We start from the raw sequence: 14,972 nt of genomic DNA on the forward strand, positions 1-14,972 counted from the left end.
CACAAACTATGCACTGCTTGGCTGTGAGTTAATAATTCAGATCAGTGATATAGAATATATAAAAAACGTTATGAAAATGTAAATGCCTATCAGTTACTGAGACATATATATATTTTATTGAGTGAGGCGTCGGATGAACTCTGCCTTAGGGGTGATCGCACCAGGGTACTGAATGACAATGCCTGCCGCCTTGGATGCAAGGCTAACAGCATGCTCAATCTCTTTACCTGCGAGCCGAGCGCCGAGATAAATACCATTAAATGAATCTCCAGCCGAAGTGGTATCCACTACATGTTCAACCCCAGCAATGGGAAGATGAATGAGGTTGCTCCCTAATTGACAGTAGACACTGTTCGCACCATTTTTAATGACTAATTCGTGAATGTCATAAGGCTGACAAAACTCTAATATTTCACTGAGTTGTTTCAGCCCATAAAGCTGAGAAAAATCATCAATACCCGGTAATAAGATATCGCTTAATTCATAGGCTTGGTGGAATTGCTCTTGTGCCTCTTGGGGAGAGTTCCATAACCTGGCACGATAATTAGGATCAAAAGCAAGGGTGACACCTTTCTCCTTTAAGCGTTTGAGCATCGCCCAAAAAGCATCCCGATCCTGCGGATGAATAACCGCCAACGATATGCCAGAAAAGAACACTAAATCGCTACTAAACAAAGATTCAACCATGTCCTCATTAACAAAGCGCATTAATTGCCGGGCCGCAGAATTCTCTCGCCAATATAGAAACGAACGCTCTCCTACTTCATCCGTTTGCACCAGGTAGATGCCCGGGTTTTGCTCACTTTGGCGAGATACATACTGGGTATTTACGGACTCTTGCTCACAATGATGGTGTAGCTTGTCGCTCACCACATCTTGACCAATGGCACTCATAAAACACACCTCTTGTTCCGGAAAACCACGCTTTTGATAGACGGCGGTGTTATAAACATCACCCGCAAAAGACTGATGCATCACCCCGTCCTGACCTTCACGCAATTCCAACATGCACTCGCCAATTAACACGACTTTTTTGCTGCCCACCGTCATCACTCCAGAATTAATTAATAGTTAATTTTTACGTTACGCTTGAGTCTGTTTAGGTTTGACCGGTACGATCCGCCCACCCAAAAAGAGCACACAAGCCAACATCAAGGGCACCAATATAGCGGCCAGAATGAAAAAAGGTGGATAGTAGGTACCATCATTAGTAATGATTGGCACCAGCTGAATGGCGCTAATGACACTGATCACACCTACCGCGCCACTTATACCCGCAAGGGATGCCACGCTTTTACCCGAGTAATAATCACTGGGCAGCGTTTGCACATTGTTGATAGCCACCTGAAAACCAAACAGTATAATGGCAATCAAGCCAAGGGCAAGCATGGGTGTGCTGGCGACGGTGGTTGCAATCAAGGCTGGTAACATCAATGCACCGCCCAGGGTAATGACAGTTTTACGGGCTTTATTCACATGCCAGCCATGTTTCATAAGGCGCCCAGATAACCAGCCGCCAAATAATGCGCCAAGAGCAGCCCCCACATAAGGGATCCACGCTGACGCACCAATTTCTTTTACATCAAAACCGAATTTGTCATTCAGGTACAAAGGCAACCAGGCAACAAATAACCACCAAATGGGCTCAATGAAAAAACGGGCGCCGATCACGCTCCAACTTTGGCGGTGAGACAACAGTTGTTTAAGAGTAGGTACATACTCTTCTTCGTTAACCATTACTTCATCGGCCACGACTTTTTGCCCGGTCAGAATATAGTCACGCTCTTCTTGCGTGATCCAAGGATGGGATTCAGGCCCGCATTTATACACAATTAGCCAAGGCACTAACCAAATAAAACCCAAACTTGCCACTATCACAAACGTCGCTTGCCAACCGTAAAAAGCGTACAGGAAAGCAATCAGAGGCGGCGAAATGATCCCGCCAATCGAGGCGCCGGCACCAAATATACCTTGAGCCAGAGCGCGCTCTTTAATCGGGAACCACTCGGCGTTGGCCTTAGTCGCGCCCGGCCAGTTACCCGCCTCGCCAAATCCCAGAGTGACACGTAAAATACTGAAGGATGTGACGGAGCTGGCAATGGAGTGTAGGGCAATAGATACGGACCACACCACAATGGATAACACAAACCCTAATCGCGTGCCGATGGCATCAAACACCTTACCGAAAACAGCCTGACCAATGGCATAAGCAATTAAAAATACGCTCATAATGTTGGCGTAGTCGCTGCTATCCATGCCGAGATCTTCAGCAATACTTGGCCACATTACGGTTATCGCCGTGCGATCAACGTAATTAATGACGGTGGCTAATGCCACCAGCGATACAATAATCCAGCGCAATCCTTTCATTTTCATTATTTTACTCAGTTATTTGGCGATATGTTGCGGCCTGCGTCGCTGCATACAGCTGGTTAAATAGCGTTGCTTTTTTACTTGCTCGTTACGACTTATCAGCTACTTATATTAAAAAAGAACGTCCGCTAAATTGATGTTTTTTTGCCCTTTTATGTTAAACGATTCATCCTTGAATCGTCACGATCTATTGTTTGTTAACCGCAAATACTAATTCAACACTACTTTTGAACACTAAGCCGAGGGTTGAATAGAATATAGATTTAACATTAACTTACTTCTCCTGGACCAAGTTGACTACGGCTTGTTATGGCCATTGGCGGTAACGGTAACCTTGTTATTAGTGACAGTGGCTGTTACTGGCCCTTTGGCATATCGCTCTGTTATCACAGGCTCAGGCGTATCAGCAAAGGTATTGTCTTTTACTAACGTCACCGGCTCTCCCACTGTGTGATCAATAACAACTGGGGCGCTATCAATAAATTCATTGTTGGTGATGGTTGTCACCTGTACACCCAATAAAGCCATAGACGCTTGGGACTTGTTACGTTTGCCCTGGCCTACGTCACTGAATTGATTGTTATTGAGTATCACGTGGGGACCAAAAGTACTTTCGTCCGTTCCTCCCCGGTAAACCTTGGCGATAGCACCTTCAACATGCTCCACACTTGAATCACTGATAGTCAGATATTCCGCGTTATAAATGCCCAGATCATCTATCTCTTTATTTAAGCGAAAGAGGTCGCCGGTAATATGACTGAAATGGCTATTTGTCACGCGGATATAGTCAGCAAAGCTGCGATTGCCCGCGTCGAAAAAGTGATAGGAGTGGTTGATATTCAGATTTTCAAAAACGCTATTTTTAACCACTAAACGATAGTTGCGCTGCATGGGCAAACGCGTGGTACGAATAAGGGTATTTCCCGCCGCATCTGGTGCATTTACGGCATCAACGTGCACACCGTCTAAGGTTAAGTTACCGAAATTGTTGATCTCGATTAACGTTGAACGTTGAGGAAAAATTACCGCCCCACCCTTTTTTGCGGCGCGAATAGTTAACGTTTTATCCAGGCTTAAGATTTTCGAGACCCGATAATCACCGGCTTGCAATTCTAGTATGTCACCCGTCGCTGCGCGTTCGATGGCATCAAACAGAGTATTGTCACCAGGGGCAACAGAGATCGTTTTACCTGAACCAAAGGCAACATCCGGCTCCGCTTTTGCATACCAGCTTACGCCCACATCTTCTTTGCTAATTGGCTTTAGGTCTTGGCTCACACCTAATTTCTGCTGAGTTTTGTCAGTGGGGTAAAGCAAACCATTGTCACCACGTTTTAACGTGATCTTCTCAACCTCAAAGCCTTGTTCAATAGTCGGCTTGACACCTTCATTAACAATGTTGTTATTAAACTTAATACCACTGATATCATCAAATATGTCAATGCCATCTGTGCCCTGCTGGTTGACCATAATATTGTTTTTCACCACAGAATTAACGGGCACCGCAGTACGCTCTTTGTCGCTGCCCGCAGCAAATTGAATATGTGCAACATTGACCAGTGTGTTGTTTTCAATCAAAGCGTTATTCACTTGGTGATAACGGTTTATTTTTGAATGGGGAACACCGTTCATAATTGTCAGGCCGCTACCAAAACGGTATCCGGTTAATCCTTCGAGGTAGTTATTGCGAATAATTTGGTCACTATTGATCACGCGAATGCCACCGGTGTGATCGACGCCATTACCGAAAAATACGTTGTTCTGGACGACATTGCCGTTGCCGTGACGCAGGGTTAACGTGCCGCGAGATTCAAAAAATACGTTATTGCGGATAGTGTTTTTACCCGACTTGTTAGAGATAATTTCCACTTCGCCGTTGCAACGGTCAAAGTAGTTATTTTCAATCACAGTAAAGGAGTCGCTTAACGAGAAGTGACTGGTACCAATACGCAAGGTTTCACCGCCATTTGATCCTAAAATAGGACGGGGTCCGAAGTAGTTGTGATCAATACGATGATGATTTTGCTGGCTTGCTTCACTGGTTAAGCGCACCGCCATGGTAACGCCGGCGTTACGTTTGCCCACCAAGTGATTGTGGTCAAAGCGATTGTGCTGGCCGTACATCATTACCCAACTGTCTTGCTCAAACTTTTCTGGATTGCTGAAGTTATCGATCACCACTTGGGTGATGCGACTGTGGTTAGCTAAATCATCTTTGTTGCGACGAAATGCAATGACTTCCCCTGTGGGTGTGTAGCCATCTTTAAACACTAAGCCGCTGACGACCAGATGTTCACCCGCCAGACGTAAATTTGATTGCCCGGTCAGAAATACTTTGCCTGGCGTTTGCCCGCGCAGAGTAATAGGTTGCTTGGCTGTACCTGTGGCTTCAAATATAATTTCAAAGTTTTGCCATGTGCCATCGGCTAAAATGATGTTGTCCCCAGGCTGAACGTTTTTAAGCGCTTTTTCATAGCCTTGATGATCATTAACGAGGGTATCTGCCGCAAGTGCGTTGCTGCATGCAACAAACGATAGCGATAACAGAACGTGGCGTGTCAGTGAATAAAAATTAAAATTCGCGCGCATAAATTGCTCAATCCTGTTTTTAAAATCGTTATTAACAAGGGTCTTTAAACGGCTAACCTTGTTAATTCCCGTCCCATTTTAATGGGTAAATAATAAGTGTGTTTTGTGACTACGGTTTGGGTTGCGTGCTCAGTTTCCTGAGCATTAATGCCCGAAGGCACCGCCAAAATACACATAAGTGTAGTGGTACAGAGGGTTTGTGTAAGTTGGCGATTTGATCTGTGATCAAGAAGAGCGCGACTTTTCTTATTTAGCTTTCGCGTGACTGACATATTTTTTTCTCGCTTTGCTTTCAAGTACAGACAGCTAAATGTAACCAATGGTCGAATATAATGTCAAACACTTATTAACCAATTTAACAATTTATTATTACCAATAAATAACTGACTGGTAATACATATAGGTTTGATTTAATTATGCAGGTCAGTGAAAACGTGTTATAAATAGGTAAACAGATGGTAAGATCACGCTTGAAGTAGTATTTGGGATATAACAGGAAGACAAAATGAAAAGTCGTCGATTATTTTGGAACATTGTCGAGAAAATAGAGCGGATGATAGCCTCTGGTCTATACCCGCCAGGAAGCCGTTTGCCACCGGAGCGCGAACTTGCGGAAACCTTTGATGTCAGTCGCCCCACTATCCGCGAAGCAATCATCGCCTTAGAAGTGCGTGAGCAGGTTGAAGTTAAAACCGGCTCAGGGGTGTATGTACTGGAAAACAAAGAGACGAGCAAACAAAGCCGGCAGGTCAGTGCGTTTGAGCTTACTCAAGCCAGAGCACTGGTTGAAGGCGAGGCGGCAGCATTAGCTGCAGCGACGATCACTGATCAAGAGTTAGTTGAACTGAAAGAAACATTGGATGCGATGGAAAATGACGAAAAATCAGAGCGAGCAGATCGTGATTTTCATATCATTATTTCTCGCGCCACACGCAATAACGCTATCTTGATGGCGGTAGAGGATTTATGGAAAATAAGAGACAACGATCCTGGCGTAAAAGCAGCTTACAAAGGAGTATGTAACCAAAGTAGTCAAAACCGCCAGGCCGAACATACAGCCATTTATAACGCTCTGAAAAAGCGTGATACACAAGCTGCTCGTGCTGCGATGCACCAGCATTTTAACCGTTTAATTAATGCCTTATTCGAAGCGAAAGAAGCGCAAGCTTTAGAAGAAGTACGTCGTCAAACCATTGAAACACGTGGTTTATATTCCCTGTCCCACGTCTTACGTTAAAGTAACGTAGACATTCACAGCCGATCAATACCCATAAAAAAAGCCAACGGAGTTGGCTTTTTTTATGGGTTGATATACTTAACGTATATCTATGCAATTATGAAAACAACATACCACCGTTGATGTCGACGTTATTGCCTGTCATGTAAGACGCATCGTCAGAGGCTAAAAAGCCCACTAGTTTTGCTACCTCTTCAGAATTCCCTTCACGCTGAAGTGCTGTCGAGCCTGCCGCTTTAGTGCGCACGGCGTCAGGTGTGAAGGTATCGTGGAAACCTGTATTAATCATACCTGGGCAAACACCATTTACACGAATATCAGGACCTAGTTCTTTGGCTAGTCCCCGAGTAAATGTCATTACTGCCCCTTTAGATGTGGCATAAATCACCGCGCCGCCACCACCGCCATCGCGGCCAGCCTGGGATGCTAAGGTAACAATACTGCTGCCCTTAGGCATATGCTCAATACACGCATGGGTCATCATGAACAGCGAAGTAAGGTTCAGATCCATTACCTTATGGAAATGACTTAAGCTCATATCTGCCACTTTAACTCGTTCTACAAGACCGCCAGACACATGTACCAAACAATCTATTTTACCGAATTTCTCGAGCGTTGTCTGAACGCAGGCATCAACATCTTGTTGCTGCGTTAAGTCGGCTTTTATCGCGATAGCACGCACGCCGAGCTTTTGCATTTCATCAACTGCACTTTGTGCGGTAACTTCACTGGAAAGATAAGTGATCACCACATCCGCACCGCGGCTTGCCAACTCTAAGGCACAGGCACGGCCAATATCGCGCCCACCACCTGTCACTATGGCTACTTTGCCTTTCATCGTCATAACGTTCTCCACTGGATATTCAAATTAACAATTAGATAAACTTTCAATTAGTTGCTCCAGGGAGCACCGCACAGCCCGCCCAGGTATATTACCAATTCAAGTTTACTTCGCTAAACTAACTAATAGAGCGCCTTATTGTCAACCAATTATTTGAATTTGGCATTACCAATTATGTTTTTCTGGCAATTATTGTGACAAGCATGTTATAACAATTTTATTCAAGGGTGAGCAACGGATGTTCTTTAATAGTACAGACATACTTTTTACCCATTCGATTGGTCATGAAAGACTTCATTATATTTGTCCCTTAAATTACGTTTAACCTGTAACGGTTCTTAGCGACTGCGGTTAGACAACGGCGTTAATCGAGGCTGTTGTTGTATCGATATATAAACCCCAGAGGAAATGACGCCAAGCCAGGAGCCACAAAGTTTAAGGCTTGTAACACTTTGAGTTTTGCTTTAGCGCTAACACCTTTCATATGGTACAAATCCGCATTATTTGCCGCCATTTTTTGCACCTTAGTGACCCGCTCATAACGGGCCAACTGATAAGAGCGTAAAGCCTGTTGAATACTACCGCCCTGGCAAGCAGATTGTTGCAATAACTCTCGAGCTAAGCAATAACCATCCTCGATAGCCATAGCCGCGCCTTGGGCCACATAAGGCAACATGGGGTGACAGGCATCACCCAGTAAAGCCACTTGTCCATCAACCCAGGTAGAAAGAGGTTTATCGGTAAACAGCCCCCACAAAAAACAGCTTTCCACCCCATTGAGTAATTCAACCACTTGGGGATGCCAAGTGCTAAACGCCTGGCGTAAATGGGCCACATCTCCGGGTACATTCCAGCGCTCATCGGTCCAATTTTGACGTTCTTGTACCGCTACCAGGTTAATTTCAGCGCCGCCACGCACATAATAACTAACAATATGCCCCCCCGGCCCGACCCACAAGTTGGCATCGGGTTTAACCAGCCCTTTGGGCACGTTGCTGGTTTTTAACGTACCTCGCCAGGCAACGTGTCCGCTAAACGTCAGTTTAGTCTCGCCCATCATGCAGGCTTTTACTCGGGAACGAATACCATCTGCACCAATAAGCGCATCACCTAAAATCTCCCGGCCGTCTTGCAAACGTAACACCACTTGTTGTTGGCAGTCTTGCTGTCGATGACGATAACTTTCTATCTGTGCATCCAGGTTTATCTCTATGCCTCGCTCCATTGCCGCCTGATATAACACCCGATGCAAATCGGCTCTATGGATATGCAAATAAGGCGCCCCGTACTTTTGCTCTGCACAGTCACCCAAGGGAATACGCAGATATTCGGCGCCGCTTTGATAGTGGCGCATAGTGGCGTGCTGGGGACGGAATATCAGGGGCTGCAAAGAGGGACCTAAACCTAGCTTGTACAGCACATGCATGGCGTTGGGGCTAAGTTGGATCCCCGCCCCGACTTCAGTGAGGGCACGGCTTTGTTCAAATAGCCGCACGCTAAAGTCTCTTTGCTGCAATGCCAAGGCGGCACACAAGCCGCCTATGCCCCCACCGGCAATTAATATTTCCTTGCTCATTACCCTTCTTTTAATCTGTTGATGTTCAATTTTTGATGCTCAACAGCATACGTTATAGCCTGATAATTGTATCGCGCGTTATTGATTTACCAATAAAATACGGTGCTATATGCAGCCCGCCATGAGAGTCAGTGCCATTAAGCTATCTTACGCCACACGGTCATATGATTGCGCGACCGCTGAGTGAGTCGACTATCTAATTGATATTCGCAGATGATCTGTGATTCGCTGAGCAATTCACACTGCCCAGCCAATAAACATTTTTGTTAATCTTCACTTTTCTGGATTTCACCATTTACCTTAAAACCTCCCAACCATTGGTTTTTGGGTGTTAGCTGCTCATCCCAGGCGTAACGGCTCCCCAACATCAAAATCCCCTGGATGTATCCGGCCAAGCAAGGCCTGTATAAATTCGTGCGGGCCATACGGATACTCCAGCACTTTGTGGCAGACCACCAAATCGTCAGCGCTGAATTGAGCTTTGAGGTTATGTCCGTCACCTTGCACAAAATTAAGGTTTGCGGGGATCCCATTAAAACCAATATCTGCAAGCTTTACTTGATAACCCCTCAAGCTCGCCTTCTTGGGGCAGGGTATAACGCAATAGGCCTTGTTCTTTTAACCCCAGGCAATATTGCACGTGCCGGGCGCTAAAATCTATGCCGTCAACCTGGGCGAACTCGCGGCTCACCTCAAAAGCCAAACGCCCGGTACCGCATCCTATATCCAGAGCTTTTTTTGGCATTAGGCAGCTGATTTAGGCCCAAGTACTTGAAGGCAAGGGCACAAAATGCTCAAAACCATTTTTTCCAAATCATCGTGGCCCCCATAACCGCAGCCAAGAGTAGCATGCCTATAGCCAGCAGATTAAAAGCCTGGGGGTTGTCTACTCCGGGCAAGCCCCCTACATTCATACCAAAAATGCCGGTTAAAAATGACAAAGGTAAAAAAATAGCCGTCACCAGCGACAAGACATACAACACCATTCCCTGTTTCTCAGCAATCCGGTTACGCAGTTCATCTTGTAGCACCAGCGCTCGCTCCCGGGCTAAATCCAGATCTTCTACATAACGGGTCATGCGGTCTGTCTGTTCGCGCAGGGCAAAGGCCTGTTCACTGGTCAACAACGTATTGGCACGGTATAGGGTATCCAAAGCATCTCGCTGGGGCGCCAGGTAACGCCTGATGGCGGCCGCTTGACGACGCACCACAACCAAGCGCTGCCGCGCACGGGTGGTGATCACATCGGCGGTTTCAAAGCCCACCAGCTCTTCATCCACAATATCGACCATTTCCCCTATGCGTACTACGACCTGTTTGATCAGCTCCAGTACCAAGGCTCCAGGGCTTGCGACCGACATCCCCTGATCCAGCTGGTCACGAACATCTTGCACAGACAGCAAGTTGCGCCCCCGCCGCCTGGCCGAGACTATCCCATGTTCAGTGAACCAAATACGCAAAGACACCATATCTTCTGGATCGGCATCGGGATTCTTGTTTATACCCCGCAAGTAAATCAACAAGCCATTGTCAATTTGCAAGGTTTTAGGCCGAGTGTCCAGTGCCTCAAGGGATTCGACAACTGTACTGGCCAAATTCAGAGTAGACATAGCTTGGCGGGCATCTAAGGCATCACATTGTAAGTGCACCCAGGTAAACCCCGCTTGTTGTTGCGCCTGGGACACACCATCCAAGGTAATCTTACCGGCCTGCCCTGCCGCATCTATATGGTATGCCCACAGCACACTGCTGGATTGAACCCTAAGCGGTTCACAAATCTTTGTCATAAGTTAAACCTTGCATTAGACGGAAGTTATCGACGCCGAATATAAGTCACTCACACGGCTTTTAATATTGTTTTTCATCTGTATACCCAGACGATCTCTGCATTTTGAGGTCACTTGGGTATATATAGCGCATTAAGGTAAAAAATAGGTGTAAACTGCAGCCCAAGTTTTGCTAGTTGTAACATTGGCTATTCTTCATCCAAGCTCGACTCCAGGCCATCGTGATAATATCAGGCCAGTGAAGTTCACAACCCGGCCAAGCAGATTGACTTTCAAATTTATTGATTTTTAGCTACCCGCTTTTGAGAACCACATGAAAATTGCTATTTTATCCCGAAATAAAAAACTTTATTCCACCCGACGTTTGCAAGAGGCCGGTGAAGCTCTTGGCCATCAAGTAGACGTCATAGACACCCTGCATTGTTATATGGATGTAACCAGTAACCGCCCTGCTGTGCGTTTCAAAGGTGAAGCATTACCGTTTTACGACGCGGTTATCCCACGCATCGGGGCCTCGGTTACCTTTTATGGCACTTCAGTGGTGCGTCAGTTTGAAATGATGGGCACTTTTAGTATTAACGAATCGGTCGCCATCAGCCGCTCCCGTGACAAATTACGTTCTTTGCAACTGTTGTCGCGCAAGGGAGTGGGCATGCCCCGTACCGGTTTTGCCCGACAACCGGATCGCATCGACGATTTAATTAAAAACGTCGGCGGTGCGCCGGTCGTGATCAAATTACTGGAAGGCACCCAGGGCATAGGAGTAGTACTGGCGGAAACCCAAAAAGCTGCAGAATCGATTATCGAGGCTTTTATGGGTCTCAACGCCAACATTTTAGTACAGGAATATATTAAAGAAGCCGGAGGTGCAGACATTCGCTGCCTGGTGGTAGGCGACAAAGTAGTAGCCGCAATGAAACGTCAGGGTGCGCCAGGAGAGTTTCGCTCTAACTTGCATAGGGGGGGCACCGCCAGTCTAGTGCGTTTGTCGCCAGCTGAACGTAAAACGGCCATCACAGCAGCCAAAACCATGGGGCTGAATATGTGTGGTGTGGACATTCTGCGTTCTAATCACGGGCCAGTGGTGATGGAAGTCAATTCGTCTCCAGGACTTGAAGGCATTGAAACCGCCACCGGCAAAGATGTTGCTAGCATGATCATTGAATTTATTGTAAAAAATGCTAAACCGAATAACACCAAAACACGTGGTAAAGGCTAAATGGCAAACTTAACGATAGGCGGGGTTGAAATTAAACCCGGCGAAACTAAACAAATAAAATTGGAAATGCCACCGCTTTATACCAGCACAAACTTGTCCATACCTGTGCACGTGCATCGCGGTAAACGAGATGGGCCAATCATGTTTGTCAGCGCTGCTATTCATGGTGATGAGCTTAACGGCATAGAGATAATCAGCCGGTTATTAAAATCTAAGTCACTTGCCAGCATACGTGGCACATTGATAGCCGTACCTATGGTCAACGTTTACGGGGTATTAAACCAAAGCCGTTATATGCCGGATCGCCGAGATCTCAATCGTAGTTTCCCCGGGGGCAAAAAAGGCTCATTGGCCGGTATAGTGGCCAACTTGTTTTTACAAGAAATTGTCAGTAAATGTGATGTGGGCATCGATTTGCATACCGGCGCTATCCACCGTAGTAATTTACCGCAGATCCGCGCCGACCTGAGTAACGAAAAAACCATGAGCATGGCCAAGGCTTTTGGCTTACCCGTATTGCTCAACAGCGATATTCGAGATGGTTCTCTGCGCCAGGCTGCTGCCGATCTGGGAGTGAATGTATTGCTTTACGAAGCAGGTCAGGCTCTAAGATATGACGAATTTTCCATTCGGGTTGGGGTAAGAGGTATCACCAACGTGATGCGCGAAATTGGCATGCTTAAAGCCAGACGTAGCAAAGGCCATTCCATCGAACAGTTTGTCGCCCGCCAGAGCGGCTGGGTACGCGCCAATGAAAGTGGTTTTGTTAATCATATTGCCCAGTTGGGGGATCACGTAGCCCTTGGTGCGCCATTAGCCAAAATTTCAGACCCTTATGGGGTTGAACTAGCTATAGTGAATAGTCCGGCGGAAGGCGTGGTAATAGGCAAGCAAAATATTCCTTTGGCACAAGTGGGTGAAGCCATGTATCACATAGCTTATTTTCATGCCCCGGATTCGGTGGCTGAACACGTTGAATTGCTGCTCGATAACTTAGATACACCGCCACCTGTGTTTGACGAGACTTAAACTTTTTGACGCCATCAAACGTTTTTGAAGAGACCTAACGATGCATAAATACCAAAACAAACCCATAGTAGGCACACTGGAATTGTGTGATTTACCCGAGCTCACTATTCAGTCACTGAATGTTCGAGTAGATACCGGGGCCACCACCTCGTCACTGCATGTGGACAACATAGAAGAATATCAGCGAGGTGGCGAATTATGGGTGAGTTTTGATATTCATCCTGATATGCACAACGTTGCCCAGATCGTACGCCGGGACGCCAAGGTTGAGGTGATCAAAAGAGTGAAAAGCTCCACTGCTACCCTGGAAAAACGCTACACCATCAAAACCCAAATATGCATGGCTGAATTAGCCTGGTCTATCCAGCTAACGTTAACCGATCGCTCAGAAATGACCTATTTAATGTTATTAGGCCGTGAAGCCATGGCGGGGAAATTTTTGGTCGATCCTGAACTGGAATACGTGTTGAGCGCATGTTCGGTAAATTAAGCCCAAATCCACTGCGCCTATAAAGGCTTACTCTGATGCCCCAACATTAATTTGTGCGGACCTCAGAGTAAGGGTTTAATGCAGCCAGGCTATTTAAACCTGAATACAAACCTTTAGGTTACTAGCGTTTATTTTACGAAGCTTTTAAAGGCATCGTCCACTGGTGTGTCGGCAAAGTGGTTGATATAATTACTCATCACTTTTTGTGCCACGCCGACAATAATTTCCAACAATTGCTGTTGACCATAACCCTGAGCGTAAAACGCTTCTAATACATTATCTTCCACCACCCCTCTATTTCTGACTATTTCCAGGGTGGTATCTTTGAGAATTTGCAATTTTTGGGTCGGCAAAGGATCGCCATTGCGCAAGGCTTCATTGAGGCTATCGGCTACTTTCATGGATTTAGCGATTGCGCTATGGGCGGGCACACAGTAATGGCAATTATGTTCAACATTGATGCTCTGCCAAATGACGGTTTTTTCGTCAGCTGAAAAAGAAGTACTTAAAAATTGTTCGTGCAGTACCTGGTAAGATTTCAGCGCTGTGGGAGCCTCTGCCATCACGCCATGCAGATTGGGGATGCTGCCAAATGCCTTGACTGAATCTTCCAGTAAAGGCTTGCTGTTTTGCGGCGCGGATGTTTGATCGTGTATGGTAAATTTTGACATATTCATCTCCTGGTTGGTTTCTATTTTTGAACAACTGTTCAATAACGGCTACTATAAACCAACTTGAACGATTGTTCAAAATAGCTTATAGGCTTAACATATAACCGGGATAGATTGTGTGTCTGGCCCGACTGAATTAGAATTGATCATTCCAACACTGAGACGCTAAATGGCAAATATATCTAAATTCGACAGGCAAGAAGTACTCGAGAACGCTACAAATTTGTTCTGGGCGAAGGGTTACTTAGCCACGTCAACGCGGGAATTGCAAAATGCGATAGATATGCGCCCCGGTAGTATTTACGCTGCGTTTGGCAGTAAATCAGATCTATTTATCACAGTGCTGAACCACTACGCCCAAGCGCTCGGGGATAAAGTGCGTACTCACGTATTTGGCCAAGCTGATGTACTTAAAGCCTTTAAGACGCAAATACACGATTTAGTGCTAAGCCCCAATCAAAGCAGACCAAGCGAAATGTGTATGTTGGTAAAGACCTTGTCTGAGCTTGATGAGAGCCATGTTGAAATTTTAAGCTTGGCTCGTTCACTCCTGGCCGGTGTCGAAACTATGTTCGCGCAAATACTTACTCAAGCGAAAGCGCAAAATACTTTGCCACCTCAATTAGACGTAAACGCTGCAGCAAAAACCCTACAAGTTAATATCATAGGTTGGCGCTCTTATTTAAAAGCCACGGGGGATAGAGTAACAATCGAGCAGCAGTTGGACTCTATATTTTCGCAAATGGCTGAGTCTATTCATTAGCCCTACCCCATAATTTAAGGCATTGTTTGCCTGACAACATTCCATCGCGCAGGCATAAATCTAACGTCCCGAAATATTCTTTTATCTTGATTTTCACACCGTTAACTTCCTGAAAACCTGCTAGATGCCATAAACTATTGCCTAACACTCCTAGCGCCGTTCTCTTATAGAATATAAAACATGCTACATGGCAGATTTTAGCCGTGACACAAGATGGTTATGTTTTTCGCTTGCAGCCACAGGATCATATTGCGAACACCATCAGCGTGCAGCCTTGGTGTAAATTAGTTGCATAAAAAAGCCGCCCAAACACAGTTTATTGCGTTTTTTTGGCGGCTTAGCATTAATCCTGGCCGCCCCCTGATAGGAGGCGGCGAAGATTATTTAGCGAGTTGAG

General features: G+C 45.9%; 14 protein-coding genes. 5 read left to right on the forward strand and 9 right to left on the reverse strand.

Annotation, left to right across the window (positions count from 1 at the left end; translation table 11 throughout):
- Window positions 1-114 precede the first annotated feature (114 nt).
- The 3 genes from AC3RV5_RS19090 to AC3RV5_RS19100 all read right to left on the reverse strand — a co-directional run bounded on the left by AC3RV5_RS19090 (window position 115) and on the right by AC3RV5_RS19100 (window position 4,962).
- A complete protein-coding gene (locus AC3RV5_RS19090) occupies window positions 115-1,008 on the reverse strand; it encodes a sugar kinase (RefSeq protein ID WP_489732212.1) in 894 nt (297 codons plus the stop codon).
- Between the two features lie 75 nt (window positions 1,009-1,083).
- A complete protein-coding gene (locus AC3RV5_RS19095; RefSeq protein WP_489729159.1) occupies window positions 1,084-2,376 on the reverse strand; it encodes an MFS transporter in 1,293 nt (430 codons plus the stop codon).
- A 294-nt stretch (window positions 2,377-2,670) separates the two neighbouring features.
- Complete coding sequence (locus tag AC3RV5_RS19100) at window positions 2,671-4,962, reverse strand: chondroitinase-B domain-containing protein (protein WP_489729160.1); 2,292 nt, start codon at window positions 4,960-4,962, stop codon at window positions 2,671-2,673.
- Window positions 4,963-5,467: 505 nt separating this feature from the next.
- On the opposite strand from AC3RV5_RS19100, the gene AC3RV5_RS19105 reads away from it, so the two are divergent.
- Window positions 5,468-6,199, forward strand: coding sequence for a FadR/GntR family transcriptional regulator (locus AC3RV5_RS19105; RefSeq protein ID WP_489729161.1), 732 nt, complete (start codon window positions 5,468-5,470; stop codon window positions 6,197-6,199).
- Between the two features lie 97 nt (window positions 6,200-6,296).
- Here AC3RV5_RS19105 and AC3RV5_RS19110 read toward each other — a convergent pair whose 3' ends face one another.
- From AC3RV5_RS19110 to AC3RV5_RS19130, 5 genes are all read right to left on the reverse strand, one after another.
- The gene (locus AC3RV5_RS19110; protein WP_489729162.1) at window positions 6,297-7,043 is read right to left on the reverse strand and encodes an SDR family NAD(P)-dependent oxidoreductase; all 747 of its coding nucleotides are present in this window, start codon (window positions 7,041-7,043) and stop codon (window positions 6,297-6,299) included.
- A gap of 361 nt (window positions 7,044-7,404) precedes the next feature.
- Complete coding sequence (locus AC3RV5_RS19115; RefSeq protein WP_489729163.1) at window positions 7,405-8,616, reverse strand: FAD-dependent monooxygenase; 1,212 nt, start codon at window positions 8,614-8,616, stop codon at window positions 7,405-7,407.
- A gap of 266 nt (window positions 8,617-8,882) precedes the next feature.
- Complete coding sequence (locus AC3RV5_RS19120) at window positions 8,883-9,041, reverse strand: hypothetical protein (RefSeq protein WP_489729164.1); 159 nt, start codon at window positions 9,039-9,041, stop codon at window positions 8,883-8,885.
- Between the two features lie 107 nt (window positions 9,042-9,148).
- A complete protein-coding gene (locus AC3RV5_RS19125) occupies window positions 9,149-9,361 on the reverse strand; it encodes a methyltransferase domain-containing protein (protein ID WP_489729165.1) in 213 nt (70 codons plus the stop codon).
- Between the two features lie 49 nt (window positions 9,362-9,410).
- Complete coding sequence (locus tag AC3RV5_RS19130) at window positions 9,411-10,403, reverse strand: zinc transporter ZntB (RefSeq protein ID WP_489729166.1); 993 nt, start codon at window positions 10,401-10,403, stop codon at window positions 9,411-9,413.
- A 313-nt stretch (window positions 10,404-10,716) separates the two neighbouring features.
- Here AC3RV5_RS19130 and rimK point away from each other — a divergent pair, with 313 nt between their 5' ends.
- Genes rimK through AC3RV5_RS19145 form a run of 3 tightly spaced genes read left to right on the forward strand, consistent with a single transcriptional unit; the run spans window position 10,717 to window position 13,141 of the window.
- Complete coding sequence (gene rimK / locus AC3RV5_RS19135; protein WP_489729167.1) at window positions 10,717-11,622, forward strand: 30S ribosomal protein S6--L-glutamate ligase; 906 nt, start codon at window positions 10,717-10,719, stop codon at window positions 11,620-11,622.
- Window positions 11,623-12,651 carry a succinylglutamate desuccinylase/aspartoacylase family protein gene (locus AC3RV5_RS19140; RefSeq protein ID WP_489729168.1) on the forward strand — a complete coding sequence of 343 codons (1,029 nt, stop codon included), beginning with the start codon at window positions 11,623-11,625 and terminating at the stop codon, window positions 12,649-12,651.
- Between the two features lie 40 nt (window positions 12,652-12,691).
- On the forward strand, window positions 12,692-13,141 hold the full coding sequence (locus tag AC3RV5_RS19145; RefSeq protein WP_489729169.1) for an ATP-dependent zinc protease family protein: 450 nt from the start codon (window positions 12,692-12,694) through the stop codon (window positions 13,139-13,141).
- A gap of 128 nt (window positions 13,142-13,269) precedes the next feature.
- Here AC3RV5_RS19145 and AC3RV5_RS19150 read toward each other — a convergent pair whose 3' ends face one another.
- A complete protein-coding gene (locus AC3RV5_RS19150; RefSeq protein WP_489729170.1) occupies window positions 13,270-13,812 on the reverse strand; it encodes a carboxymuconolactone decarboxylase family protein in 543 nt (180 codons plus the stop codon).
- A gap of 169 nt (window positions 13,813-13,981) precedes the next feature.
- Here AC3RV5_RS19150 and AC3RV5_RS19155 point away from each other — a divergent pair, with 169 nt between their 5' ends.
- Window positions 13,982-14,575: a TetR/AcrR family transcriptional regulator gene (locus tag AC3RV5_RS19155; protein WP_489729171.1), complete on the forward strand. Its 594-nt coding sequence runs from the start codon at window positions 13,982-13,984 to the stop codon at window positions 14,573-14,575.
- The last annotated feature ends 397 nt before the right edge of the window (window positions 14,576-14,972 follow it).

Source organism: Paraglaciecola sp. IT1134, assembly GCF_058068185.1.